Origin of the sequence: Pseudomonas sp. MYb327 (genome assembly GCF_040438925.1) — a bacterium.
In the GTDB taxonomy this organism is placed as follows: domain Bacteria; phylum Pseudomonadota; class Gammaproteobacteria; order Pseudomonadales; family Pseudomonadaceae; genus Aquipseudomonas.
In genome coordinates, this window is record NZ_CP159258.1 from 268,769 (window position 1) to 294,795 (window position 26,027).

General features: G+C 58.3%; 23 protein-coding genes. 13 read left to right on the top strand and 10 right to left on the bottom strand.

What is annotated here, in order from left to right; genetic code table 11:
• Window positions 1-5: 5 nt before the first annotated feature.
• From ABVN21_RS01165 to ABVN21_RS01180, 4 genes are all read right to left on the bottom strand, one after another.
• A complete protein-coding gene (locus tag ABVN21_RS01165; RefSeq protein WP_339555360.1) occupies window positions 6-1,001 on the bottom strand; it encodes a lysylphosphatidylglycerol synthase transmembrane domain-containing protein in 996 nt (331 codons plus the stop codon).
• Complete coding sequence (locus ABVN21_RS01170) at window positions 998-1,774, bottom strand: polysaccharide deacetylase family protein (RefSeq protein ID WP_339555359.1); 777 nt, start codon at window positions 1,772-1,774, stop codon at window positions 998-1,000. Before ABVN21_RS01170 ends, ABVN21_RS01165 begins: the two co-directional genes overlap by 4 nt.
• Window positions 1,767-2,888, bottom strand: coding sequence for a glycosyltransferase family 1 protein (locus tag ABVN21_RS01175; protein ID WP_339555358.1), 1,122 nt, complete (start codon window positions 2,886-2,888; stop codon window positions 1,767-1,769). Before ABVN21_RS01175 ends, ABVN21_RS01170 begins: the two co-directional genes overlap by 8 nt.
• A 201-nt stretch (window positions 2,889-3,089) precedes the next feature.
• Entirely contained in the window at window positions 3,090-4,979 is a 1,890-nt protein-coding gene (locus tag ABVN21_RS01180; protein ID WP_339555357.1) for a methyl-accepting chemotaxis protein, read from the bottom strand.
• A gap of 189 nt (window positions 4,980-5,168) precedes the next feature.
• Between ABVN21_RS01180 and ABVN21_RS01185 the strand changes: the two genes are divergently transcribed.
• On the top strand, window positions 5,169-6,650 hold the full coding sequence (locus ABVN21_RS01185; protein WP_339555356.1) for a helicase HerA-like domain-containing protein: 1,482 nt from the start codon (window positions 5,169-5,171) through the stop codon (window positions 6,648-6,650).
• A 69-nt stretch (window positions 6,651-6,719) separates the two neighbouring features.
• Here ABVN21_RS01185 and ABVN21_RS01190 read toward each other — a convergent pair whose 3' ends face one another.
• Window positions 6,720-7,175, bottom strand: a complete 456-nt coding sequence (locus tag ABVN21_RS01190) for a DciA family protein (RefSeq protein WP_339555355.1) — start codon at window positions 7,173-7,175, stop codon at window positions 6,720-6,722.
• Window positions 7,176-7,482: 307 nt separating this feature from the next.
• On the opposite strand from ABVN21_RS01190, the gene secA reads away from it, so the two are divergent.
• The 4 genes from secA to ABVN21_RS01210 all read left to right on the top strand — a co-directional run bounded on the left by secA (window position 7,483) and on the right by ABVN21_RS01210 (window position 13,292).
• A complete protein-coding gene (secA, locus tag ABVN21_RS01195; RefSeq protein WP_339555354.1) occupies window positions 7,483-10,218 on the top strand; it encodes a preprotein translocase subunit SecA in 2,736 nt (911 codons plus the stop codon).
• A 121-nt stretch (window positions 10,219-10,339) separates the two neighbouring features.
• Window positions 10,340-11,557: a bifunctional glutamate N-acetyltransferase/amino-acid acetyltransferase ArgJ gene (gene argJ / locus ABVN21_RS01200; protein WP_339555353.1), complete on the top strand. Its 1,218-nt coding sequence runs from the start codon at window positions 10,340-10,342 to the stop codon at window positions 11,555-11,557.
• A 161-nt stretch (window positions 11,558-11,718) separates the two neighbouring features.
• Entirely contained in the window at window positions 11,719-12,351 is a 633-nt protein-coding gene (locus ABVN21_RS01205; RefSeq protein WP_339555352.1) for a glutathione S-transferase family protein, read from the top strand.
• Complete coding sequence (locus tag ABVN21_RS01210; protein WP_339555351.1) at window positions 12,348-13,292, top strand: Nudix family hydrolase; 945 nt, start codon at window positions 12,348-12,350, stop codon at window positions 13,290-13,292. Before ABVN21_RS01205 ends, ABVN21_RS01210 begins: the two co-directional genes overlap by 4 nt.
• 124 nt (window positions 13,293-13,416) lie before the next feature.
• Here ABVN21_RS01210 and ABVN21_RS01215 read toward each other — a convergent pair whose 3' ends face one another.
• From ABVN21_RS01215 to ABVN21_RS01225, 3 genes are read right to left on the bottom strand one after another with little or no spacing between them, the layout of a single operon-like run.
• On the bottom strand, window positions 13,417-13,998 hold the full coding sequence (locus ABVN21_RS01215) for a cob(I)yrinic acid a,c-diamide adenosyltransferase (protein WP_339555350.1): 582 nt from the start codon (window positions 13,996-13,998) through the stop codon (window positions 13,417-13,419).
• A gap of 2 nt (window positions 13,999-14,000) precedes the next feature.
• Window positions 14,001-16,037, bottom strand: a complete 2,037-nt coding sequence (locus ABVN21_RS01220) for an ATP-binding protein (protein WP_339555349.1) — start codon at window positions 16,035-16,037, stop codon at window positions 14,001-14,003.
• 45 nt (window positions 16,038-16,082) lie between these two features.
• Window positions 16,083-17,000, bottom strand: a complete 918-nt coding sequence (locus ABVN21_RS01225; protein ID WP_339555348.1) for a putative 2-dehydropantoate 2-reductase — start codon at window positions 16,998-17,000, stop codon at window positions 16,083-16,085.
• A 134-nt stretch (window positions 17,001-17,134) separates the two neighbouring features.
• Between ABVN21_RS01225 and ABVN21_RS01230 the strand changes: the two genes are divergently transcribed.
• Together ABVN21_RS01230 and ABVN21_RS01235 are read left to right on the top strand one after the other, a co-directional pair.
• Complete coding sequence (locus ABVN21_RS01230) at window positions 17,135-17,620, top strand: YajQ family cyclic di-GMP-binding protein (protein ID WP_018926510.1); 486 nt, start codon at window positions 17,135-17,137, stop codon at window positions 17,618-17,620.
• A 135-nt stretch (window positions 17,621-17,755) separates the two neighbouring features.
• Window positions 17,756-18,598, top strand: coding sequence for a mechanosensitive ion channel family protein (locus ABVN21_RS01235; RefSeq protein ID WP_339555347.1), 843 nt, complete (start codon window positions 17,756-17,758; stop codon window positions 18,596-18,598).
• 218 nt (window positions 18,599-18,816) lie between these two features.
• Here the strand turns inward: ABVN21_RS01235 and ABVN21_RS01240 are convergent, their stop codons facing one another.
• Complete coding sequence (locus tag ABVN21_RS01240; protein WP_339555346.1) at window positions 18,817-20,115, bottom strand: OprD family porin; 1,299 nt, start codon at window positions 20,113-20,115, stop codon at window positions 18,817-18,819.
• A gap of 912 nt (window positions 20,116-21,027) precedes the next feature.
• Here ABVN21_RS01240 and ABVN21_RS01245 point away from each other — a divergent pair.
• Window positions 21,028-21,453: an HIT domain-containing protein gene (locus ABVN21_RS01245; RefSeq protein WP_339555345.1), complete on the top strand. Its 426-nt coding sequence runs from the start codon at window positions 21,028-21,030 to the stop codon at window positions 21,451-21,453.
• 3 nt (window positions 21,454-21,456) lie between these two features.
• Window positions 21,457-21,663, top strand: coding sequence for a SlyX family protein (locus ABVN21_RS01250; RefSeq protein WP_339555344.1), 207 nt, complete (start codon window positions 21,457-21,459; stop codon window positions 21,661-21,663).
• Between the two features lie 60 nt (window positions 21,664-21,723).
• Here the strand turns inward: ABVN21_RS01250 and ABVN21_RS01255 are convergent, their stop codons facing one another.
• Entirely contained in the window at window positions 21,724-22,326 is a 603-nt protein-coding gene (locus ABVN21_RS01255) for a cold-shock protein (protein WP_339555343.1), read from the bottom strand.
• A 311-nt stretch (window positions 22,327-22,637) separates the two neighbouring features.
• Here ABVN21_RS01255 and ABVN21_RS01260 point away from each other — a divergent pair, with 311 nt between their 5' ends.
• From ABVN21_RS01260 to aspS, 4 genes are all read left to right on the top strand, one after another.
• Window positions 22,638-23,108 carry a Dps family protein gene (locus ABVN21_RS01260; RefSeq protein ID WP_339555342.1) on the top strand — a complete coding sequence of 157 codons (471 nt, stop codon included), beginning with the start codon at window positions 22,638-22,640 and terminating at the stop codon, window positions 23,106-23,108.
• A 266-nt stretch (window positions 23,109-23,374) separates the two neighbouring features.
• A complete protein-coding gene (locus tag ABVN21_RS01265; protein WP_339555341.1) occupies window positions 23,375-23,713 on the top strand; it encodes a ribbon-helix-helix domain-containing protein in 339 nt (112 codons plus the stop codon).
• Window positions 23,714-23,848: 135 nt separating this feature from the next.
• Window positions 23,849-24,070, top strand: a complete 222-nt coding sequence (locus ABVN21_RS01270) for a zinc ribbon domain-containing protein (protein ID WP_060539757.1) — start codon at window positions 23,849-23,851, stop codon at window positions 24,068-24,070.
• Between the two features lie 111 nt (window positions 24,071-24,181).
• Window positions 24,182-25,957: an aspartate--tRNA ligase gene (gene aspS / locus ABVN21_RS01275; protein ID WP_339555340.1), complete on the top strand. Its 1,776-nt coding sequence runs from the start codon at window positions 24,182-24,184 to the stop codon at window positions 25,955-25,957.
• Window positions 25,958-26,027: the final 70 nt, after the last annotated feature.

Genomic DNA, 26,027 nt, shown 5'->3' on the forward strand with positions numbered 1-26,027 from the left:
GATGATCAGGCTTGCTTGAGTCTCATCAATTTCTTGAGCAACGGTCGCCCAAGCATCAGCAGAAACACCGGGCCACCGACCAGCAAATAGAAATAGTAGGTCACCGCTCGCCAGATCAAAATCGCCGCTGCCGCCGTGGATTTCCCCACCATCGGAGCCAACAGCGCGGCCGACGTCAGTTCCGCCGCCCCGGCCCCTCCGGGCAACAGGCTGAACTGCCCCGCGCTCAGTGACAGCATCTGGATGAGGAAACACCAGGCCCACTGCAAGTCCGCGCCGAGTCCGCGCAGCGCCAGATACAGCACGCTGTAGCGCAGGAACCAGTGCAGGCAGGTCAGGGCAAATACCGTGATCAACGTCTGAAACGGCAGCTTGAGCGTGTCGGTAAATGCCGCCAGGAAGCGCAGGAGTTTTCGCGCCCAGCGCATACGGGTCGTGAATTGAACATTGAGACGTGCCAGCAATCGCCCGCTCAGGCGAATCAGCGAACGGTGATAGCGCGCCACCAGCACGCAACTGAGCAGCCCACCAAACATCGAGACGGCGCTGACGGTCAGCAGCCACTCCATTCGCTGACTCAGATGCTGGAACAGCGCATAGATCAGAATCCCGCTCAGTGCACAGAGAAAAAACAACAAATCGCTCAGTTGGTCCATGGCGAACACGGCACTGCTTCGGGCCGGGCGGACGCCGTTACGCGCTAACAGCGCCATGATCGTCAGTGGTCCTCCACTGCCGCCGGGCGTGGCGCAGTAGGCGAACTCGGCGGCCATCACCACCCCGAGGCTTTTGATCGGCCTCACCTTGTCGCGCTGATCACCCAGTAAAAGCTGCAGGCGCATCGTGTTGACGACCCAGCACAGCAGGATCATGCCGAACATCACCAGCAACCCGCTCAACGGAAAGCTCTGCAGCCGAGACCAAGTCTCGTTCCCGCCCAACACCCAGGGAATCAGCACCGCCCCAAGCAGGCCGATCAGCAGCAGAATCCCGCGACTCATGCGGCGCGACCTGAGCGGTGGCTTTGCAGCGCCAGCCAATTGGCCTTGGTCATCGGCACCCGACCTTCGGCGAGCAGTCGCTTGAGTGTTTGCAGCCAATAGTCACGGGAAAACTCATGACGCATGTCCACCGGGTGCAGGCCAAGTCGAATGACCGGCGCTTGCCGCCACTGTTGCTCGCGCTGATTGCTGACAAGTTTCGACAAGCCCCGACGCCAGGCGCTGCGCGCACTCCAGACCAGGCCCGGCGCATCGATCGCTGAGAAGTCTGGCAAACGATAGAGATGTTGCGCGTCGCTGGTGTAACTCAGCGGCAGTTGGCGCAACGCTTGACGGGTGCCCTCGCTCATCAACCAGGCTGGCGCGACGAAACCGTGCAGCGGCCAGTCGTAACGCTGGAACACGTCGATGCCGGCATGCAGGCGGGTGAGAGCCTCTTCCCGCGAAAGGCTGTAGAACTCGCCTTCGTGGGTATAAACGCGGCGCATGAACCAGTCTCGCGGATTGCTCGCCATCGGCCCGTCGTCGCAATGAAAATAACCGTGCAGCGCCAGTTCATCGCCCCGGGCCAGCCTTTCATCGAGCACTCGGCGAAACCCCGCGTGCGCGTCCAGGTCGTTGTGTTTGTGAAAGTCCGGCACCACCAGCCACGTCATTGGCACAGTGCCGAGGGCGTCGACGGCTTCGACAAAGGGTTGGTAATCGGCCCAGGTCTGCGGCGCGACGTCGTGCAATACCAACAGCAGGCTGGGCTTATTCATGGGATCAGCCATTGACCACTCGTGGCAATGGGTTGCCGAGCACGGCGTGATAGTGACCGAGCAAGCTGTTGACCACGGTGTCCCAGGCGTAGTGTTTTTCGACATGCCGTCGGGCTTGTCGACCGAGGACCGCGCTGCCGGCATTGAACAACTCGCGCACGGCATTGGCCATCGCCAGGGGATCGTTCGGTCGGCACCGCAAGCCGCATTGATCGGTGACGATTTCTTCAAAAGCCCCCGCTGCCACGGCTACCACCGGAATACCGCTGGCCATGGCTTCCAGTATCACCAGGCCGAAGGTTTCCTGGTCGCCGGCATGCAGCAATGCATCGGCACTGGCCATCAGGCGTGCGACTTGGGGGGCGGGACAGAACTCGTCAATGACGGTGACGTTGGCCGGTACGACGCTCGGCATCGATGAGCCAACCAGCAACAAGTGATAACGCCGGCCCAGATGTTTCATGCAGTCGAGCAGCACCGGCAGGTTTTTTTCTTTGGACCCGCGCCCGGCGAAAATCAGCAGGTGCGTGTTTTCGTCGATCCCCAGTTCGGCGCGCAAGCCGGGATCGCGGGCATCGGGATGGAAGGTTTGCAAATCGACGCCCAAGGGCTGGACGAAGACGTTCCTCACTCCCAGGCCAATCAGTTTGTCGGCCATCACCCGGCTCGGCGCCAGCACCCGGTCGAAGTTGCTGTAAAGCTTGCTGACATAGGCTTCCACGTTAGGCGTAACCCAGTTGCCCATGCGGTTGCTGACCAGCAATGGCAGGTCCGAATGATAGAAGCCTATCACCGGGACATCGAGTTGCCGTCGAGCATCCAGAGCGGCCCAGGCGGTGAGATACGGGTCGCCGACTTCTATCAGTTCGGGTTGCAAATCGTGCAGGACATTGCGCCAGGGCGCGAGGCGGAGAGGGAAGCGGTAGCCTTTGCCGAAAGGCAGGGCGGGTGCCGGGACGGTGAAAATACCTTCCTGTTCACTGAAAGAAGCCCCCGGTATCAGCAAACTGTGGCGAATGCCCGGCCGTGTGTACAGGCGACGGTGCTTGGCATCCAGATAAGTGCGCACGCCACCGCTGGCGGGGGCGTAGAACATGGTTATGTCCGCGATATGCACGATGAACATCCCTCCGGTCCGTTGTTCTCCCTAGGTTGACCTTCCTGAAGAATAGATGTTCGGTTGGGGTTTGGACGGCGGGGCATAGCGGAGTTTTTGCGGAGTGTTACAGACGGCCATCGCTGGCAAGCCAGCTCCTATAGAGATCTTTGTTGCACTGTATATCTACTGTAGGAGCTGGCTTGCCAGCGATGGGGCGGCGAAAGCGCCTTAGATCCTGAAACTACCGACCAGTTGCTGCAACCGCGCCGCCTGTTGCTCAAGATCCGAACACGCCCGCAACGTCGATTGCAGGTTTTCCACGCCTTCCTGATTGAGGGTGTTGATCTCGGTGATGTCGACGTTGATCGATTCCACCACTGCCGTCTGTTCTTCGGTCGCCGTGGCCACTGACTGGTTCATGCCGTCGATCTCGCCGATGCGCTGGGTCACGCTGCTCAGGCGTTCGCCCGCCAGGTTGGCGATCTCCACACTGTCCTGGCTGTGGCGCTGGCTGTCGCTCATGGTACTGACGGATTCGCGGGCGCCGACTTGCAGCTCCTCGATCATGGTCTGCACTTGTTGCGCCGACTCCTGAGTACGGTGCGCCAGGTTGCGCACTTCATCGGCCACCACCGCAAACCCGCGTCCCGCTTCACCCGCACGCGCTGCTTCGATGGCGGCGTTAAGCGCCAGCAGGTTGGTTTGCTGGGAGATGCTGGTAATCACTTCGAGGATCTGCCCGATGTTCACGGTTTTGCTGTTGAGCGACTCAATGTTGCTGCTGGAGGCGCTGAGCATGTGCGACAGCTGATTCATCGCGACAATGCTGCGATCCACCACCTGCTGACCGTCTTCCGCCAGGCTGCGGGCATCGCTGGCCTGGTTCGACGCTTGCGCGGCGTTGCGGGCGATTTCCTGGGCGGCGGCCCCGAGCTGATTGATCGCCGCCGCCACGCTGTTGGTGCGCGAGGCTTGCTGGTCGGAGTTGTACATCGACGAGTTCGAAGCCGCGACCACACGCAAGGCCACTTCATTGACCTGGCCGGTGGCCGAGCACACCTCGCGGATCGAACCGTGAATACGCTCCACGAAACGGTTGAACGCGGTGCCGAGGATGCCGAATTCATCGTTGTTCACAATGGTCAGGCGTTTGGTCAGGTCTCCTTCGCCGTCGGCAATGTCGGCCATGGCGCGGGTCATCACGTGCAACGGCTGGATCAGGATGCGGATAAGCATGCCCAGCAGGGCGATGATGATCACGACGGAAATGACCGTCGCAACGACCGCCGAGGCGCGGAATTCGCTGAGCATCGAGAAGGCTTTCTCCTTGTCGACGGACAGACCGATGTACCAGTTGACGGATGGCAGGCCCTTGATCGGGGTGAAGGTGACGAGTCGGGTCTTGCCATCGACGTCCACTTCACTGAAGTCACGACTGATGCGCGGGGTGCTTTTCGGGTACGCCTCGCTCAGGGACTTCATCACCAGGGTTTTGTCCGGGTGAACCAGGATCTTGCCGTCGGCGCTGACCAGAAAGGCGTAACCCATGCCATCGAAGTCGCGGGCACTGAGGGTGTCGATCAAGGTTTGCAGGCTCAAGTCACCGCCGACCACGCCGACGCTTTGCCCGGCCTTTTTCGAAGCGATGGCCATGGAGATGATTGTTTGACCGGTCGCGGCATCGACGTAGGGTTCGGTCAGGGTCGCGGTGCTGCTGTTTTCCGCGCCCTTGTACCAAGGGCGGACCCGTGGGTCGAAACCGTCAGGCATTTTCGCGTCCGGACGGATGGTGAAGTGCCCGGTGGCATCGCCCAGGTAGGACGCCATGAATGTCGACGTCAGAGCTTTCTGTTCAAGCAGACTGGCAACGTTGGGTTGTTCCGGGTTGATGGCGATGTTCTGGGCGAGGTTTTCGATCAGCAGAATACGGCCGGTCAGCCACGTCTGGATGTTGTTCGCGGTGACATCGCCCATCTCATTGAGGTAGTTGTCCAGGTCTTCGCGGATGGCGTTGCGCTGTAAATAGTCGTTGTACAGGGAGAACGAGGAGAAGGTGGCAATGACGATGAGGGCGGCGGCAAGCAGGATTTTATGGCTGAAGCGTAGATTTTTGTTCATGGCTTGGAGTTCCGCTAAGGTCTTAATGCCCAGCACGTGCTTTTATAAAGGCACGTAAATCGGGCACGGTTGAAAGCAAGTGATATTTCCATCGCTCCTTAAGGGAAATGTCCTACCAGATTGTGTCTGTCTGCTTTGTCGTTATTTCTATCGGCCGTGTAGGACCAAAGATTAACCATGGGTGACCAAATGCCTGACTCATTGCAACTCGTTATCGGCGCCGATCTCGCGGGGCAGCCGATCGCCCAGGCCATGCGCCTGGCGAACCGTCACGGTTTGATCGCCGGTGCCACGGGGACCGGTAAAACCGTCACTTTGCAACGCATGGCCGAAGCCTTCAGCGATGCCGGCGTGGCGGTGTTCGCCGCCGATATCAAAGGTGACCTGTGCGGGCTCGGCGCCGCGGGCAATCCTCAGGGCAAGATCGCCGAACGGATCGCCGGGATGCCGTGGCTGAACCACAAGCCTGCGGCTTATCCGGTCACCCTGTGGGACATCCACGGTCAGTCCGGTCATCCATTGCGTACAACCTTGAGTGAAATGGGGCCGCTGCTGTTAGGAAGCTTGCTGGAGCTGACCGACAGTCAGCAGTCGGCGCTGTACGCCGCCTTCAAGGTTGCCGACCGCGAGGGCTTGTTACTCCTGGATTTGAAAGACCTGAAGGCGCTGCTCAATCACCTCAAGGACAATCCGGCGTTGCTGGGCGACGATGCAGCGTTGATGACCACCGGTTCCAGCCAGGCTTTACTAAGGCGTTTGGCGACTCTGGAGCAGCAGGGCGCTGAAGCGCTGTTCGGCGAGCCGGCATTGCAGCTCGAAGACATTCTGCAACCGACCGCCGAGGGCCGTGGGCGCATTCACTTGCTCGATGCCAGTCGTCTGGTGCATGAAGCGCCGAAGGTCTACGCGACGTTCTTGTTGTGGTTGTTGGCCGAATTGTTCGAGCAGCTGCCGGAGCGCGGCGATGCGGACAAACCTCTGCTGGCGTTGTTTTTCGACGAAGCGCACTTGTTGTTCGCCGGTACGCCCAAGGCGTTGCAGGATCGGCTGGAGCAAGTGGTACGGCTGATTCGCTCGAAAGGCGTGGGTGTTTATTTCGTCACCCAATCGCCGGGTGACTTGCCGGATGACGTGCTGGCGCAACTGGGGCTGCGGATACAGCACGGCTTGCGTGCCTTTACCGCCAAGGAACAGAAATCTCTGCGGGCGGTGGCCGAGGGCTTCCGGCCGAACCCGGCGTTCGATGCTTTATCGGTGTTGACTGAACTCGGGATCGGCGAGGCGCTGGTGGGTACTTTGCAGGACAAGGGCACGCCCGAGATGGTGCAGCGGGTTTTGGTGGCGCCCCCTCAATCGCGGATCGGGCCGCTGAGTGATGCCGAGCGTCGGGGATTGATCGCTGGTTCGTCGTTGCAGGGTCGTTATGACAAACCGATTGATCGCGAGTCAGCGTATGAAGTGCTGATGGGGCGCAAGGGGCTGGCGCCGGAACCCGAAACTGCACCTGGCAAACCGGAAGAACCGAGTTTCACCGAACAGGCGGGAGAGTTTCTCGGCACGGCGGCGGGGAAGGCGCTGAAGTCGGCGATGCAACAGGCAGCGAATCAAATTGGCCGACAGTTGGTGCGCGGCTTGATGGGCTCTTTATTAGGCGGCAAAAAACGCCGTTAAAAGCAAAGATCGCAGCGACCTGCAGGACCTGCAGGACCTGCCGCCGACTGCGATCTTTTGATCTAGCTTCTAATTCCGTGTCTTGGCGTGCGCAGCCAAACGCTCCAGCGCCGCCCGCAAATTCGGATCACTGATGCCGTCAGCGGTGGCCTGAATCGTTGCAGCGGCATCATTGGACAAATCCATCGTATGACCGGTCGCACCTCGCTGAACGGTGGGCGGCTGAACCTTGAACAGAATCCGCGTGAGGTTGGTGAACTCGTCGAACATCTGCAGTTGCCGTTGCAGGCGCTTTTGCTGGTAGCGCAGGCGGGTAGCCCAGTGGCCATCGGTGACAATCAGCAACAAACTGCCTTCGCGCCACGACGCCACATGACAGTGTTCGCGAGCGGCGGGTTGCAACTGGCTTTCGAGCAAACGTTGCAAATGACCCAGGCGTTGCGCGTGGCCAAGAATGGCTTTAAGCGGCTTGGCTTCGCGTAGTAGAACGGCCGGTACTTTGGCCGTAAGTGGGCGAAATGCCATGATCAGACCCTGAAGTAACAGAGTCGCCATGGTAGCAGAAAGCACCGGATGCACTCGCCCCATTGCTTTTGTCCCTGCTTTGCTCATTAAATCAACGACTAACTTCTTCCCTTGATGGCTTGAAGTTGAGCAAAACGCCCCTATTTTAAGTGAGCCCCGTCAAAGCGCAGTGCCAGCATCGTGGAATATCGCCACTTTCCTCACCACCGTTTCCGGGTAGAATGCTCGTTCGCATGCGGCCATGAGGGCTGCACGGGCGACTCACGGGGCCGCCCTCCATCCCTTTAGTGTGGAAGATCCTGCCGATATGTTTGCGCCTTTGTTAAAGAAACTTTTTGGAAGCAAGAACGAGCGTGAAGTCAAACGCATGCTCAAGACGGTGCAATTCGTCAATGCCTTCGAAGAGCAAATGGTGGCCCTTTCGGACGATCAATTGCGTGCCAAGACGGATGAGTTCAAGGCCCGCATCGCCAAAGGGGAAACCCTCGACAAGCTGCTGCCAGAAGCCTTCGCGGTCGCCCGCGAAGCCGGCAAGCGCGTCATGGGTATGCGCCACTTCGATGTCCAGCTGATCGGCGGCATGACCTTGCATGAAGGCAAGATCGCCGAGATGCGTACCGGTGAAGGCAAGACCCTGGTGGCAACACTGGGCGTTTACCTCAACGCATTGTCCGGCAAGGGCGTGCACGTTGTGACGGTGAACGACTACCTGGCCCGTCGTGACGCCAACTGGATGCGTCCGCTCTACGAATTCCTCGGCCTGACGGTCGGCGTGGTCACGCCGTTCCAGCCGCCGGAAGAAAAGCGCGCTGCCTACGCCGCCGACATCACGTACGGCACCAACAACGAATTCGGTTTCGATTACCTGCGCGACAACATGGCGTTCAGCATGGAAGAAAAATTCCAGCGCGAACTCAATTTTGCCGTGATCGACGAAGTTGACTCCATCCTCATCGACGAAGCTCGTACTCCGCTGATCATTTCCGGTCAGGCCGAGGACAGCTCCAAGCTGTACATCGAGATCAACAAGTTGATCCCGCAGCTGGAATTGCACGTTGAGGAAGTCGAAGGCGAAGTCACCAAGGCTGGCCACTTCACCGTTGACGAGAAGACCCGTCAGGTCGAGCTCAACGAAGCCGGTCACCAGTACGTCGAAGAAACCCTCACCCGCATCGGCCTGCTGGCTGAAGGCGAGAGCCTGTACTCGGCGCATAACCTGAGCCTGCTGACTCACGTTTATGCCGGTCTGCGTGCGCACAAACTGTTCAACCGCAACATCGAATACATCGTGCAAGACGGCCAGGTTGTCCTGGTCGACGAACACACCGGTCGTACCATGCCGGGCCGTCGTTTGTCCGAAGGCCTGCACCAGGCCATCGAAGCCAAGGAAAACCTGAACATCCAGGCCGAAAGCCAAACCCTGGCATCGACCACGTTCCAGAACTACTTCCGTCTGTACAACAAACTGTCCGGCATGACCGGTACGGCCGACACCGAAGCGTTCGAGTTCCATCAGATCTATGGCCTGCAGGTCATGGTCATTCCACCGAACAAGCCGTTGGCCCGTAAGGACTACAACGACCTGGTGTTCCTGACTGCCGAAGAGAAATACGCGGCAATCGTCGCCGACATCAAGGAAAGCATGGCCGCAGGCCGTCCGGTGCTGGTGGGTACTGCCACCATCGAAACCTCCGAGCACATGTCCAGTCTGCTCGTGAAGGAAGGCATCGAACACAAGGTTCTGAACGCCAAGTTCCACGAAAAAGAAGCCGAGATCATCGCTCAGGCCGGTCGCCCAGGCGCACTGACCATCGCTACCAACATGGCCGGTCGTGGTACCGACATCCTGTTGGGCGGTAACTGGGAAGTGGAAGTGGCTTCGCTGGAAGACCCGACCCCTGAGCAGATTGCCCAGATCAAGGCCGACTGGCAGAAACGTCACCAGCAAGTGCTCGAGTCGGGCGGTTTGCAGGTGATCGCGTCCGAGCGTCACGAATCGCGCCGTATCGACAACCAGTTGCGGGGTCGTGCGGGTCGTCAGGGTGACGCCGGTTCCAGCCGTTTCTACCTTTCGCTGGAAGACAGCCTGATGCGCATCTTCGCCTCTGACCGGGTGAAGAACTTCATGAAAGCCCTGGGCATGCAGCCTGGCGAAGCGATCGAGCACCGCATGGTGACCAACGCCATCGAAAAGGCTCAGCGCAAGGTTGAAGGTCGTAACTTCGACATTCGTAAGCAACTGCTCGAGTTCGACGACGTCAACAACGAACAACGTAAAGTGATTTATCACATGCGTAACACGTTGCTGGCCGCCGACAACATCGGTGAAACCATCGCCGACTTCCGCCAGGACGTACTCAACGCCACTGTCAGCGCGCACATTCCGCCGCAATCGCTGCCTGAGCAGTGGGACGTGGCCGGTCTGGAAGCCGCGTTGCAGAGCGACTTCGGTGTGGCGCTGCCAATCCAGCAATGGCTCGACGAAGACGATCACCTGTACGAAGAAACCCTGCGTGAGAAGCTGATGCAGGAGCTCATGGCGGCGTACAACGAGAAAGAAGACCAGGCGGGCGCCGAAGCGCTGCGCACCTTCGAGAAGCAAATCGTTCTGCGCGTGCTGGACGACCTGTGGAAAGACCACCTGTCGACCATGGATCACCTGCGTCACGGTATCCACTTGCGTGGTTACGCCCAGAAGAACCCGAAGCAGGAATACAAGCGCGAGTCGTTCACGCTGTTCTCCGAGCTGCTGGATTCGATCAAGCGCGACTCGATCCGTGTGCTGTCGCATGTTCAGGTTCGCCGCGAAGATCCGGTCGAAGAAGAGGCGCGCCTGCGTCAGGAAGCCGAAGCACTGGCAGCACGCATGCAGTTCCTGCATGAAGAGGCTCCTGGTCTGGAGCAGCCGGAAGTGTTGGGTGAAGAGGTCGATGTGGCCCTCGCCACCGCACCGGTTCGCAACGAGCAGAAGCTGGGTCGCAACGAGCTGTGCTACTGCGGTTCGGGCAAGAAATTCAAGCATTGCCACGGGCAGATCCAGTAAAACCCGTTTCAATCGCTGAAATACCCGCGCCGCGACCGGCCTATGCCGTCGCGGCGTTTTGCCATTCAAACCACCGCTCTTCCTGAAGCGGTGCAGACATCATCTATTAAGGAGCGCATTCATGGCTGTTGGTCTTGGTCCTTTGCCAACGTTGCACCCGGTTGCCGGATTTGAACTCGGTATTGCCTCGGCCGGTATCAAGCGCCCGGGGCGCAAGGATGTTGTGGTCATGCGTTGTGCCGAAGGCTCGACGGTGGCGGGCGTGTTCACCCTGAACGCCTTTTGCGCCGCTCCGGTGATCCTGGCCAAGCAACGTGTGCAAGGCCCGGTGCGTTACCTGTTGACCAACACCGGCAATGCCAACGCCGGTACTGGCGAGCCAGGCCTGGCCGCCGCCGAGCGCACCTGCGCCAAACTGGCCGAGCTTACGGGTGTTGACGCCAGCCTGGTGCTGCCGTACTCCACCGGCGTGATCGGCGAGCCACTGCCGGTCGAGAAAATCGAAGGGGCACTGCAAGCCGCCCTCGACGACCTGTCGGTTAATAACTGGGAAGCGGCCGCCACCGGCATCATGACCACCGACACCCTGCCTAAAGGTGCCAGCCGCCAGTTCCAGCATGATGGCGTGACCATCACTGTCACCGGCATCAGCAAAGGTGCGGGCATGATTCGCCCGAACATGGCCACCATGCTCGGCTACATCGCCACCGACGCCAAAGTCTCCCGCGACGTGCTGCAAAACCTGTTGCTGGATGGCGCCAACAAGTCGTTCAACCGCATCACCATCGACGGCGACACCTCGACCAACGACTGCTGCATGCTGATCGCCACCGGTCAGGCTGCACTGCCGGAAATCACCCGGGCCGAAGGCGAGCTGTTCGCCAAATTGAAGCAAGCAGTGTTCGAAGTGTGCATGGACGTGGCCCAGGCCATCGTTCGCGACGGCGAAGGCGCGACCAAATTCGTTACCGTTGAAGTCAACGGCGGCGGCAATCACCAGGAATGCCTGGACGTCGGCTACACCGTGGCCCACTCGCCGCTGATCAAGACTGCGCTGTTTGCCTCCGACCCGAACTGGGGCCGCATCCTGGCCGCCGTTGGCCGTGCCGGCGTACCGAATCTGGACGTGGGCAAGATCGACGTGTTCCTTGGCGAAGTGTGCATCGCCAGCCGTGGCGCCCGTGCCGCGACCTATACCGAAGCCCAGGGCGCGGCCGTGATGCAACAGGAAGAAATCACGATTCGTATCGAATTGGGTCGCGGCGATTGCAGCGAAACAATCTGGACCACCGATTTGTCCCACGAGTACGTGAAGATCAACGCCGAGTACCGTACTTAAGTCCGCATAAAAACTGCGCATAACCTGTAGGAGCCGGCTCGCCGGCGAAAGCGTTCAACACCGCGACAGCGGTGTTGAGGGCGCGACTGCTATCGCTGGCAAGTCGGATCGCCGCACCGCAGCTCCTACAGGATTCTTTATTTGCTTGAGGACGCCCGAACATGAGCCTCCACCTGATCATCGGCGACAAACTGCATTCCTCCTGGTCCCTGCGCGGCGCCCTGGCCCTTGATCTGGCCGGCGTTTCCTACACCGAAGAGCTGATCAAGCTGAACCAGCCGGATACACGCGAGCGCCTGCTCAAGCATTCGCCGACCGCTAAAGTCCCGCTGTTGAAAACCAAACACGGCACCATCGCCGATTCCCTGGCAATTGCAGAGTACCTGGCAGAACAGTTCCCGGACGCAGCACTCTGGCCCCAAGACGTTGGCGCCCGTGCCCAGGCACGTTCGGCATGCGCGCAGATGCACAGCGGATTCTTCGCCATGCGCGGCAACATGCCGTTCGACCTGAGCCATGATGCACCGCTGTCACCGGTTCCGGCTGATGTACAAGCGGACGTTGAGCGCATGCTGGCCCTGTGGGCCGAGTGCCGCGCCGCGGCTACTGAAAGTGGTCCATACCTGTTTGGCCGTAAAACCCTCGCCGATGCGTTCTTCGCCCCGATCGCCGTACGCCTGCGCACCTATCAGGTGAAACTGCCCGAGGCTGACGAAGCCTATGTTGAAACCATCTACCAATGGCCGGCCTTCAAGGCTTGGCAAGAAGCTGGACTGGAGGAAATCGAGCGGTGAAAAGAGTTCATGTAGCCGCTGCCGTCATTCGTGATGGCAGTGGCAAAATCCTCATCGCCCGCCGCGCCGATACCCAGCATCAGGGCGGTTTGTGGGAATTCCCCGGTGGCAAGGTTGAGGCCGACGAGTCGGTCGAGGCCGCCCTGGCCCGCGAGCTGCACGAAGAGCTTGGCATCGTGGTCAGCGCGGCGCGCCCGTTAATCAAGGTCCGCCACGATTACCCGGACAAGCAGGTGTTGCTGGATGTCTGGGAGGTCTCGGCGTTCACTGGCGAACCTCACGGTGCCGAGGGCCAGCCACTGGCCTGGGTGACGGCGCGTGAGTTGTCGAGCTACGAGTTCCCCGAGGCCAACCGGCCTATCGTCGCTGCCGCGCGGTTGCCCGAGCAATACTTGATCACCCCGGAAGACCTGGAAACTCCAGCGTTGCTGCGCGGTATTCAGAAAGCCATCGCCGGTGGTATCAAGCTTATCCAGCTGCGCGCGCCCAACGGTTACGATCCGAAATACCGTGATCTGGCGGTGGATGCCGTGGGACTGTGTGCAGGCAAGGCGCAGTTGATGATCAAGGGGCCGTTCGAATGGCTGGGGGATTTTCCCTCCGCCGGTTGGCACATCACCTCGGCACAATTGCGCAAGTACGCGGCTGCCGGTCGGCCGCTGCCAGCATCGCGCTGGTTGGCTGCATCCTGTCATAACGCTGAAGAGCTGGCATTGGCCGAGGAGATGGGTGTCGACTTCGTGACCTTGTCGCCGGTGCAGCCAACGTTGACTCATCCGGGCGCTCAGCCGCTGGGCTGGGAGCAGGCTTCGACCTTGATCGAGGGTTTCAGCAAGCCGGTGTTTTTGCTCGGTGGCGTTGGTCCGGCGGAAGTTGAGAAAGCCTGGGCGGCAGGTGCCCAGGGTGTGGCGGGGATTCGGGCGTTTTGGCCTGAAGCCTGATCCCTCGGTGATATTGCAGGCCCCATCGCGGGCAAGCCCGCTCCTACAGTTGACCGAGTTTTTACCTAAAATTCGATCACGGTGGGAGCGGGCAGGCCCGCGATGAGTGCCTGACAGGCGCCGACTAAACCTGAGGCTTCGCCGCAGCCTGCCAGAGTATTTCCGCAACCCCCTGACGCTTGGCAATCACCCGAGCCACCACAAACAACAAATCCGACAACCGATTGATATACGCCAACCCCACCCCGGCCAAGGGTTCGACTGCATTCAAGTGCTGACACCGGCGCTCGGCACTGCGGGCCAGGCTGCGGCAGACGTGGGCCTGGGCAATCAACATCGAGCCACCTGGCAAAATGAAGTTCTCCAGCGGCCCCAGCTCCTCATTCCACACATCAATCGCCGCTTCCAGGCGTTCAATTTCCACGACGGTCAACGCCTGATACTCCGGCATCGCCAGTTCACCACCGAGGTCGAACAACCGGTGCTGACAGGGTGCCAATACCTCGATCACCTCCTGCAGTCCCGGATAACTTGCGCTTTCAGACGCAAGCCCCGCCAACAGTACGCCTACCTGGCTGTTCAACGTATCGACTTCACCAATGGCCTCGATCCGTGGGTGGTCCTTGGGTACACGACGGCCGTCGCCCAAGCCGGTTTCGCCTTTATCGCCGGTGCGGGTGTAAATCTTCGACAAGCGAAAGCCCATGGTTACCTCGTTAGCTGATTGTGTTCTTGGGAGACGAGCGGGGTGCCCGACAAGGGCAGGCGCAGGGTGAAGCAAGTGCCTTGGCCCAGGGTCGATTGCACTTCCATCTGGCCCTTGTGGTTATTGGTGATGATGAAGTACGACACGGACAGTCCGAGCCCGGTGCCCTGGCCGATCTCCTTGGTGGTGAAAAACGGCTCGAAGGTGCGCTTGCGCACGTTTTCGCTCATGCCGATGCCATTGTCCTCGACCTGGATTTCCGCCCAGGGCGGATTCAGTCTGGTGCGCAGAGTGATCCGCCCCGGCTCGCTGTCGTCTTCACGCTGGTGAATGGCTTGCGCAGCGTTTTTCAGCAGATTCAGTAGAACTTGCTCCAATTCGTTGGCGGTGCCAGGCACCGGGCCGAGCGCAGGATCGAACTGACGGATGATTGCCTGCCCCTTGAAGTCGAAACCGATCGCCAGGTCGAAGTCGTTACCGGCGATTTCCACTGCTTGATCGATCAGCGCCGGCAGGTCGCACGGAGCCATTTGCCGAGTGCTGCGGCGGCTGAAACTGAGCATGTGGGTGACAATTTTCGCCGCCCGTGCGCCGGCCTGCTGAATACCGTCCAGTAGCTGCGGCACTTCCCGCGCTTGCAGGTAGTCGTTGACCGTCTCTAGCTCGACGCCGATTTGCTCGGCCTGCTCAAGGTTCTTCGGCAGTTCCGGTGACAGGCGTCGGCGAATATTCTGTACGTTGTGCAGGATCGCGCCCAGCGGGTTGTTAATTTCGTGGGCCATGCCAGCGGCGAGGCCGCCGACGGACAGCATTTTCTCCGACTGCACCATCATTTCTTCAAGGGACAGGCGCTGGGTGATGTCGTCGATTCGGATCACCACACCACGCCCGGCACCGCCCATCAGCGGGTAGAAGGTCAAGGCGTAGTGTTTGGGTTCATCGTCCTTGATCCAGGTCACGCGCTCGATCTTGGCCACGGTGTGTTGTTCAACGGTCTGCTTGAGTTGCGGCAGAAACGGCTTGAGCGGTTCGAAAGCGAGGAAGATCGGTTGGTTGAGGGCTTCGTCCAGGCGCGTGCCGGAAAGGGCGCTGGCCTCCTGATTCCATTGCGTCACGTAGAGCTGCTCGTCGAGGGCAATCAGCGCTGAAGGCATGGAGTCAATGATGCTGTTGAGGTAGTTCTGGAAGCCGGTGAGTTTCTTCTCGATCTTGCTGCGCACCTGGACTTCGAGTTCCAGTTTACGATTGGTGTGGCGGGTTTCTTCGGCCAGCCCTTGGGCCTGGTCATAAGCGGCCTGGGAGTCGTCCCGCGCCCGTTTCAGCTGCTGTTCCCGTGCCTCGATGCGCGAAAGCATGGTGTTGAACGCTTCGGCGAGGCTGCCGATTTCGTCATGGTTACCCCGGGAGGCACGCAGGGCGTAGTTCTCTTCGCGGGTCACCTGTCGGGACAACTCTTCGAGTTGATGAATCGGCCGGGTGATCAGGCGTTTGATCTGCCGGGCGATGATCAGCCACAACAGCACACTGAAGATCAGGATGCCGAGGCTGGCGGTCAGGGTCCCGGTGTAGAACGCCATCGGCAGTTCGCTGCTGGCCACCAGGAGTAGATGGCCTGGCGCGGTGCCGGGGCGGGGCAGGGTGATCACTTGATTGCTGCGAAATTCGGTGGCTTGCCAGGACTCGATATGCCGGTAGCGCGATGGCAGGTTCAGATGATCGCCATGCTGCAACTGCGCCAGGCGCTCGCCCTTGCCGTCATACAGCGCGGCCGCGCGCAGGGGGGAATAGCTGTTGAGTTCATCGAGCAAGCGTTGTGCGCTTTGCGGCGACTCCAGCGCCTGGTCCACGAGGCTTGGATTGGACACCAGTCGGCCGATGGTCTGGAGCGCCTGGGGCGCCATGCTTTCCTGGGAAATGTAATACGCGGCGCTGATAAACGTGAGGTTGGCGACCAGCAAAACGGTGGTCAACAGCACCAACAGGGCGGCCAGGAGTTTCTGGCCGACAGGAAGATTTTCAAGGCGCTGGCGCAATGGCATTGGGTAATTCGCTGCGAAGGAACAAGTGGGCAGCGTAGCCGCTGCTCAGTCGCTGGGCAATCCAAGGCTTTGCAGACGGGTGATCAGCCGCTGCTGTAGTTGATTGAGGTGCGGCAGGTTCAGTTGGTGGCGGGAGGCGACTTTACAGGCATGCCCCAGCAGGTAACTGATTTCGGTTCGGCGCTGATTGCTGACGTCCTGGTACATCGAAGAATAGTTGGCAGCGGTGGCGTGGATCACCCGCTCGACTTCTTGTTGCAGGTTTTCCGCCGCTGCGGGTTGGCCGCAACGTTCAAGCAACTCCGTCAGCTCGCCGCAGAGGGTGGCGACTTCACAGTGATGGTCCTGTAAACCGCCGTTGCGGCAATCGTGCAGCACCGTCAGTGGATTGATCGCGCAGTTGAGCGCCAGTTTGCGCCACAGCCGGGTCAGAATATCGGTGCTCCACTCGTGGGGGATACCGGCTGCGTTCAAGTCATCCAGCCATATCGGAGACACGGGATGCCCGGCATCGCCGAGCCAGGTGAAGCCGTGACCGGCGAATACAACACGCCAGTCAGCATCGCGGAACGCGCCTTCGGTACTGGATGCGTAGATGCAGCGCGCCTGCGGTACTTGTGCCGCCACGGCGTCCTGACTGCCCAGGCCGTTCTGCAACAGGATCAACTCAGCGCCGGTACCCAGGCGCGGTGCCAGTTGTGCCACGGCTTTTTCGGCGTCATAGGCCTTGCACGCGACCAGTAGTCGATTGATTGGCTCAGCGCCGTCGGGTGTTTCCGCTGGCACCGGATAGCGTTTTGCTTCCCCATGTTCGACCAGTGTCAGTCCGCCTGTCGCCTCATATGCCTGCAAACGCGCAGCGTCGCGCACGATCAGGCGCACCGGCACTCCGGCCCGCGCCAGACGTGTCGCCCACAACGTACCGAGACTGCCGGCGCCCAAGATATGCCAGGTGGTGGACATCAGCTTTTTGCTCTGTTTGACGCGTGCATGGAAGGCTCGCAGTGAATGATGGGAAAGACCCGTTATAATCAGCGCGGATTTTTACCGCAAGCCAGGCGTGCTCCATTGGCGCGCCTTTTATTTGGAGAGATTACATGCCGTCGTTCGACGTGGTATCCGAACTGGACAAACACGAAGTCACCAACGCGGTCGAGAACGCCGTCAAGGAACTCGATCGTCGTTATGACCTGAAAGGCAAAGGCAGCTTCGAGTTCAAGGAAAAGGACCTGACCGTCAACCTGACCGCCGAAGCGGATTTTCAGCTCGAAGCGATGATTGAGATCCTCAAGCTGGCACTGGTCAAGCGCAAGATCGACGTGCAGTGCCTTGAAGTCAAGGATGCCTATGCATCGGGCAAGCTGATGAAGCAGGAAGCGGTCCTCAAGGAAGGCATCGACAAAGAGCTGGCGAAGAAGATCGTCGCTCACGTCAAAGACGCCAAGCTCAAGGTGCAGGCCGCCATCCAGGGCGAGCAAGTGCGCATTACCGGCAAGAAGCGCGACGACTTGCAGGAAGCCATCGCAGCGCTGCGTGCCAAGACGTTCGATATGCCGCTGCAGTTCAACAACTTCCGCGACTGACCTGCGGCGGGAACCTCTCGGCGTTTTCGGCGTCCGAGGCCCAAGCAACGGCAGAAACGATCGATCCGGGCAGGTTCGGTTTTTTCTGCCGAATTTTTTTCGAGTGTCAGATAGCCGCAAAGCAGGAGAACGTACATGGATTTAAATGCTGAAGTAGAAAACCTTGTCAAGGAATCCCAAACCTGGATTCCGATGATCATGGAATACGGCAGCCGCGTGCTGCTGGCAGTCCTCACCCTGGCCATCGGCTGGTGGTTAATCAATAAGGTCACGCAAAAGCTCGGTGGCCTGCTGGCCCTGCGTAACGCTGATCTGGCCCTGCAAGGGTTCATCAGCAGCCTGGCGAACATCATCCTCAAAGTACTGCTGATCGTCAGTGTGGCGTCGATGATTGGTGTGGAAACCACTTCGTTCGTAGCGGCGATTGGTGCGGCGGGTCTGGCCATCGGCCTGGCTTTGCAGGGCAGCCTGGCGAACTTCGCTGGCGGCGTGCTGATTTTGCTGTTCCGTCCGTTTCGTATCGGTGACTGGATCGAAGCCCAGGGCGTTGCCGGTACCGTCGACAGCATCCAGATCTTCCACACCGTGCTGCGTACCGGCGACAACAAGACCATCATCGTACCGAACGGCAACCTGTCGAACGGCATCATTACCAACACCAACCGTCAACCGACCCGCAAGGTGGTGTTTGATGTTGGCGTTGATTACGAAGCGGACCTGCAAAAGGCCCGTCAAGTATTGCTGGAACTGGCCAAGGATCCGCGCGTGTTGGCTGATCCGGAACCGCAGGCGGTCATCTCGACGCTGGGCGACAGTTCGATCACTGTTTCCCTGCGCGTGTGGGTAAAGACTGCGGATTATTGGGATGTGATGTTCATGTTTAACGAGCAATCCCGTGATCGTTTGAAAACCGCCGGTATCGACATTCCATTTCCACAGCGGGTTGTTCGCGTGGTTCAGGAAGCAACAGTGCAGTAAGCCTTGTTTTATTAGTTGGTACTGACAGTAATGAGCCCAGGAGATTAATAGTCTCTTGGGTTTTTTATGTCTTTCTATCAGTTCATTGAAAAAAGTTCTGATGTTATGCGGCGAAGTTGTTTGCTGGTGTATTCAGTATGTGGCAGGCATAAAAAAACCGCCCACCTGGAAGGGTGGGCGGTTTTTGTCTTAACAGTACTGCCGGTGTTACACCCTGATTACAGGATGCTCAGCGGGTACTCGACAATCAGACGCACGTCGTTGTTGTCCGCAGTGTAGTCAGCGTTGTAAGCACCGTTTGCACGGTAGATTGCGCTACGCAGACGGAAAGACAGGTCTTTTGCCGGACCTTCTTGCAGCACGTACTTGGTTTCGAAGTTGAACTCGTGTTCCTTACCTTCGGTGCCTTCGGACGTTTCGATGTTGTCACCGTATACGTAGCGAGTCATGAAGCTCAGACCAGGTACGCCGTAGGTGGCCATGTTCAGGTCGTAGCGAGCCTGCCAGGATTTCTCTTCCACACCGATGAAGTCGGAGATCTGGATGGAGTTGGATACGAAGATGGCACTGCCACCGTCAACACCGTACAGGTAGTTGGTGTCGCCGGACGAACGCTGGAACGCGAGGGTGAACTTGTGCGCGCCCAGGCTGTAGGCAGCTGCAAGGCTCCACAGTTTGTTGTCAAGCTCGCCGTACAGCGCCTGACCCTGATCTTTGGTGCGATAGGCGTTCAGGTCGAAGTTCAGCGACTGATCGTCATTGATCGGCAGGGTGTAGTTGGCGTTGATGTATTGCTTCTTGAAGTAGTCGTCAACGTCGGACGCAGCAACACCAGCAACGAAGTTATCGGTGAACTGATAGGTTGCGCCAGCGATATTGGCGGAGGTCAGGCCTGGGGTGTGCTTACCGTTGATGGTGTCTTTGCCCATGCCGGTTTGCGAGCTCATCGCAGTGAAATGGCCGGCGCTGAGTTCCAGGCCTTTGATTTCTTTGCTGGTGAGCAAGGTGCCTTCGGCGACTTCTGGCAGCAAACGGCTGTCATCGGTGGCGAATACTGGGCTGGCAACGAATTGACGACCGTACTTCAGAGTGGTGTCGGAGAGGCGGACTTTAACGGCACCGCCGGTCTTACCCTGGCTTTTTTCCGGGTTGCCATCGCTATCGGTGGCGAACAAACCGTTACCGGCACGACCTGAACCGCCGTCCAGCTTGACGGTGCCCATGGCCATGGCGTCGAGGCCGAATCCAACAATCCCTTGGGTGAAGCCCGATTCGTAGGTCAGCAACTGGCTGATACCGGTATCCTGACGATAGCCGCTTTTGAAGCCGCCAGCACCGTCGCTAATATTACCGGCGCCATTACGGAAATCGCGGTTCATGTATTCCAGACGTGTTTTGAGTTTCAGGCTCGAGTCTTCGATGAAACCCTTGGATTCGTCTTGGGAAGACGCTACTGCGAACTGCGAGGTACCAGCTGCAACAGCCAGTGCGATCATGCTCCACTTCATCACGCGCATCGTGATTTGCTCCTTTGGTTTTTAGAAGAGTACTGCCGTCCCACCTGTTTTATTATCTGGGCGGCTCTTTCTTTTTGTGTCGGCGCAAACTTATATCACGCCGACAATGTTGGCGATACTTGCACATCTAACCTTTCAGCTTCTTTACGACCCTGTCGCTAACAGCTTGCTAGATGTCGCAAATTTACAGCCCCGATGCAACCGGAGTGACAACTTTAGTGCTGTTTTCCTGGGGGCTAGCATCGGTAAAAAGAGTCCCTGGTGAAACGTTTGAATCTCCATTGGGCTACCCTGCCACTGTTTTTTTTGTCTAGAAGGTTCCGCTTCCAGCGGTGCCTTATAGACGATGTGGGTGTGAATGCAACAAGCGTGCACAAATCAAAGTTTTACCCGTATTTTTTTTTAAGAGCTGTCTGATACCGTAAAAACCTCATAAAACCGGGGGTCTCATGCTTCTGCCGTTCAGGGTTGACGCGATGGTTTGCATCGTGTTGACCTCCTTGTTACCGCCCGGTGACAACCAAAAACGTTACCGGTTCACCCCGCCAGTGAGTAATTGGCGGATATCGAAGCACTCAGCGTAGACGTGCTGTGCAGTTTTGGTGCAAAAAATTTCAATCACTGTACTGAATTCATACAGTTCGACGTTTCTCTAGGTTTGTACGGATCGGTGTTTATCAGTCATTCCGGCGGGCTTGTTCGGGATGCTGGTCCGGTAATGGTGCGCACTGGCAAGAAATGTTTCATCTCGGGGCAGGTTGTGGGCCATTCGGCGATCCTCGAGCGGGCTTCGGCTGTGGTTCGTCGTGAAGCCAGCGACGTTCGCAGGTATGCTGCCGTCCAGTCGCTTGATGCGCGGTCCCTCGGGATGGGCGCTAAGCTGAAAATGATAACCAGGCAGGAGTGCGCGCAGTGTTCGCTTTAGATCCACGACTTCAACAAGACACGTTACCGATCGGCGATTTCCCGCTTTCTCGGTTGTTGTTGTCCAATGATTCGAACTACCCCTGGTTCATCCTGGTGCCACGCCGCGACGATATCAGTGAGATATTTCAGTTGGATGTCGCCGATCAGCAGCAGCTGTGGCAGGAAACAACCGCGCTGGCGGAAGTACTCAAGGACTCGTTCGACGCGGACAAGCTGAACGTCGGCGCCCTGGGTAACGTGGTCAGTCAGTTGCACATGCATGTCATCGTACGCAAACGAGAGGATGCCGCCTGGCCGGCTCCGGTCTGGGGCAAACACCCGGCCATTCCCTACAGCGCAGAGCAGGTTGCCGTTATACGCAAGCGGTTGCGTCTGGTATTGACCGAAGATTTCACGTTTCTGGAGGGTTGAAACATGAGCCTGGAAGACCGCGTTACCGATTTGGAGAGTCAATTGGCGTTTCAGGATGACACCATCCAGGCGTTGAATGATGTGTTGGCAACACAGCAACGTGTGGTTGAGCGTCTGCAACTACAGATGACCGCATTGCTCAAGCGCCAGGAAGAAATGGCCGGCCAGTTCGAATCATTCGAAGAAGAAGCGCCACCACCGCATTACTAAAATGCAGGCAATAAAAAACCGCGAACAGTCAGGCTGTTCGCGGTTTTTTTATGCCTTGAATCAGCGTCGCGGCAGGGCGGCAATCACATCTTCGGCTTGCAGGCCTTTATCACGATTCATCACAGAGAACTCCACGCGCTGGCCTTCGACCAGGACGCGGTGACCTTCTCCGCGAATGGCCCGGAAATGCACGAAAATGTCGTCACCGGAGTCGCGGGAAATAAAGCCGAAGCCCTTGGAAGTGTTGAACCACTTGACGGTGCCGGTATCGCGGTTGCTCATGTCATAGCTTGGCGAGGCGGCGGCCGGTGACGATTTGTAGAAGCTGATGGTCAGGTGCAGAACAACGGCGATCAAGGCAGCGACCAGGCTGAACAGGACGGCAGGTTGACCAGCAATGACCGGCATTGGTGCGATCAGCGTCAGGGTTTGCAGAACAACGGCGAGTATCAGCAAGGCGCTAACCAGGTTTTGCAATTGATGGCGCGTGCCTTTGTTCCAGTTGGGGATGACAGGTGCAAGGGTGAGGTTGAGCAGGCCGAACAAGGCCAGATACAGCGCATCGGGTTGTTGCAGGTAAGGTACGGCTTCGGTTCGCAGGCTAGGGATGAAGGACAGCAGCAAGGCCGCTGCGCCCATTAGCAGGTGGACGATTTTCAACATTTTGATTAACTCACGTTAAGACGGATCACAAGGAAGAGCTGATGGGGTACGGTTCGCTTCAGAACAATAAAAGAGGCGTAGGGCACGTATCCGGTATCAGCCTATGCGCAGCGCCCGGAAAATATGGGCGCCAGCGACACGTTGTCTATTTAACAGCAAAGCTTGTGGCTACTCAAATCAAGGAGTCCAGCGGTGCATTCGGGGCGATTTGTCGCAACCTGACGGGTAATCCAGGGCTGCAGCGTGCCAACAGGCTTGCTAGAGTGCTTCTGCACCTGTCGGATGAAATCAATCACCTTTAGGGGAAAAGCATGGCAATCGATATCGGTATCAGTGAAGAGGACCGCAAATCCATCGTAGATGGGCTTTCACGTCTGCTGTCGGACACTTATGTGCTTTATTTGAAAACCCATAATTTCCATTGGAATGTCACCGGTCCCATGTTTCGGACCCTGCACTTGATGTTCGAAGAACAATATAACGAGCTGGCACTGGCGGTGGACTCCATCGCCGAGCGAATTCGCGCCCTCGGTTTTCCTGCGCCTGGCGCCTATTCCGTTTATGCGCGTCTTTCTTCTATTAAGGAAGAGGAGGGTGTGCCGGCCGCCGAAGACATGATCAAGCAATTGGTCGAGGGTCAGGAAGCGGTGACGCGTACGGCACGCGGGATCTTTCCGCTGCTCGATAAAGTCAGTGACGAGCCTACGGCTGACCTGCTGACCCAGCGCATGCAGGTTCATGAGAAAACCGCGTGGATGTTGCGGTCGTTGCTGGCAAATTAAGAGTCATTGGTGCGCGGGTAACGCCTTTCTGGCGTTGTTCGCGCCCTGCCTTTCCCCTCGATTTCCCCTGTTCGCCGAATGATCTTTCGCCAGTCAATGTGGGAAAAAGCCCGGACTAGGACGCTCTCCATGATCCGCCTTCTGTTGTTGGCTTATCCTACGTGGATGGTCATAAAGTCATCTGGATATAACTTTGCCCTCGCGGTTTTATAGGCCAACAGATTGCGCTTATGCAAAACCAGGGATGGCAAAGGAGTGTCAACGGTATGGTTTATGAAAGCAGGCAATGCGGGGGGAGGGTCAGTCCCTACAAGGACATCAGGATTGATCCGTTTGTCAGTGAATTCGACATGGGGTTGGCCCAGCCGCTATCCCGATCGGTGCGTTTGAACGGCTTCGCCACCTGTTTGCGACTTGAGCAGGTCTACTGGGATATTTTGGGCGAAATGGCCAGGGTCAATTGCTGCTCGGTCAGTGCGCTATTGTCCCATGTGGATCGACAAGTGCATTTGCGTCATGGCGGGGTGAAAAATTTCAGCGGGCTGGTGCGGGTCGTCTGTGTTGTGCACAGCCTTAAGGAAGAAGGATGTGTCGTGTTGGCTTAGCTAAGCCAGTAAAAGAGCGGAGTATCAGTCTGTGCAGTCTAACGGCTGCACAGGCTGCATTTAATGGATATAATCCCGCTCTTTGCCGCAAAACCCAGCGTGTGCGGTAGCAATCTGATCGCCGAGACAACCCCCATGCCGATGTACGATTATCAATGTGCTTCCTGTGGTCATCAGTTGGAAGCCATTCAAAAGATCAGCGATGCACCGCTGGTCGACTGCCCTGCGTGCCAGGCGCCAGAGCTTAAGAAGATGTTGTCCATGCCAGGTTTCCGCCTCAGCGGCAGCGGCTGGTACGAGACCGATTTCAAGACCGGTTCGAAGAAGAACCTGGCCGGCGGCGACAAAGCTGACTAGGGTCGAAAGTCTGAACTGAACGACACGCGTGAGTTCTTGCATCATCGGCCATCTGGTTCATGTGCAAGACCTCCAACCGAATTTCGAATTACGAGAAGTGAAACCACGACCATGATGCGCAGCCATTATTGCGGCCAACTGAACGAAAGCCTGGAAGGCCAGGAAATTACCCTTTGCGGATGGGTCCACCGTCGTCGTGACCACGGTGGGGTGATTTTCCTCGATATCCGTGATCGTGACGGTCTGGCCCAAGTGGTATTCGATCCGGATCGCGCTGAATCCTTCGCCGCTGCCGATCGCGTGCGCAGCGAATACGTTGTGAAGATCACCGGCAAGGTACGCCTGCGTCCAGCCGGTGCCACCAACGCCAACATGGCGTCGGGCATGATCGAAGTCCTCGGCTACGAGCTGGAAGTGTTGAACGAGTCGGAAACCCCGCCGTTCCCATTGAACGAATTTTCCGACGTCGGCGAAGAAACCCGCCTGCGCTATCGCTTCCTGGACCTGCGCCGTCCGGAAATGGCCGAGAAGCTGCGTCTGCGTTCACGCATGACCACCAGCATCCGTCGCTACCTGGACGAGAACGGCTTCCTCGACGTCGAGACGCCGATCCTGACCCGTGCTACTCCGGAAGGCGCGCGTGACTACCTGGTGCCAAGCCGTACCCACGCCGGTTCGTTCTTCGCCTTGCCGCAATCGCCGCAGCTGTTCAAGCAACTGCTGATGGTGGCCGGCTTTGATCGTTACTACCAGATCGCCAAGTGCTTCCGCGACGAAGACCTGCGTGCCGACCGCCAGCCGGAATTCACCCAGATCGACATCGAGACCAGCTTCCTCGATGAAAAAGACATCATGGGTCTGACCGAAGGCATGATCCGTAATCTGTTCAAGGAAGTGCTGGATCTGGAATTCGGTGAATTCCCGCACATGACCTTCGAAGAGGCCATGCGTCGTTACGGTTCCGACAAGCCGGACCTGCGTAACCCGCTGGAACTGGTCGACGTTGCCGATCAACTCAAAGAAGTCGACTTCAAGGTGTTCAGCGGTCCGGCCAACGACCCTAAATGCCGCATCGCTGCCCTGCGCGTTCCAGGCGGGGCGAGCATGCCGCGCAAGCAGATCGATGATTACACCAAGTTCGTCGGCATCTACGGTGCCAAGGGCCTGGCGTACATCAAGGTCAACGAGCGCGCCAAAGGCGTCGAAGGCCTGCAGTCGCCAATCGTGAAGAACATTCCTGAAGCCAACCTCAACGTGATCCTCGATCGCGTGGGCGCGGTCGATGGCGATATCGTGTTCTTCGGTGCAGACAAAGCCAAAATCGTCAGCGAAGCCCTGGGCGCGCTGCGGATCAAGCTCGGCCACGATCTGGACCTGCTGACCTGCAAGTGGGCGCCAATGTGGGTCGTCGACTTCCCGATGTTCGAAGAAAACGACGACGGCAGCTTTAGCGCACTGCACCACCCGTTCACCGCGCCTAAGTGCACGCCGCAAGAGCTGGAAGCCAACCCGGCGGCCGCTCTGTCCCGTGCCTATGACATGGTGTTGAACGGTACCGAACTGGGCGGCGGTTCGATCCGTATCCACCGCAAAGAGATGCAACAGTCGGTGTTCCGCCTGTTGGGTATCAATGAAGCGGAACAGGAAGAGAAATTCGGCTTCCTGCTCGATGCCTTGAAGTACGGCGCGCCTCCACACGGTGGCCTGGCCTTCGGTCTGGACCGTCTGGTGATGCTGATGACCGGTGCCCAGTCGATCCGTGAAGTGATCGCCTTCCCGAAAACCCAGAGTGCTGCGGATGTCATGACGCAGGCGCCGGGTGTGGTGGATGCCAAGGCGCTGCGCGAGCTGCACATTCGTCTGCGCGAAACGCCTAAGGCCGAGTAAGGCTGACCTGAAAGGGCGCATCTGAGGATGCGCCCTTTCTTTATAGATGGAACAGGTCGATATTTTTGTT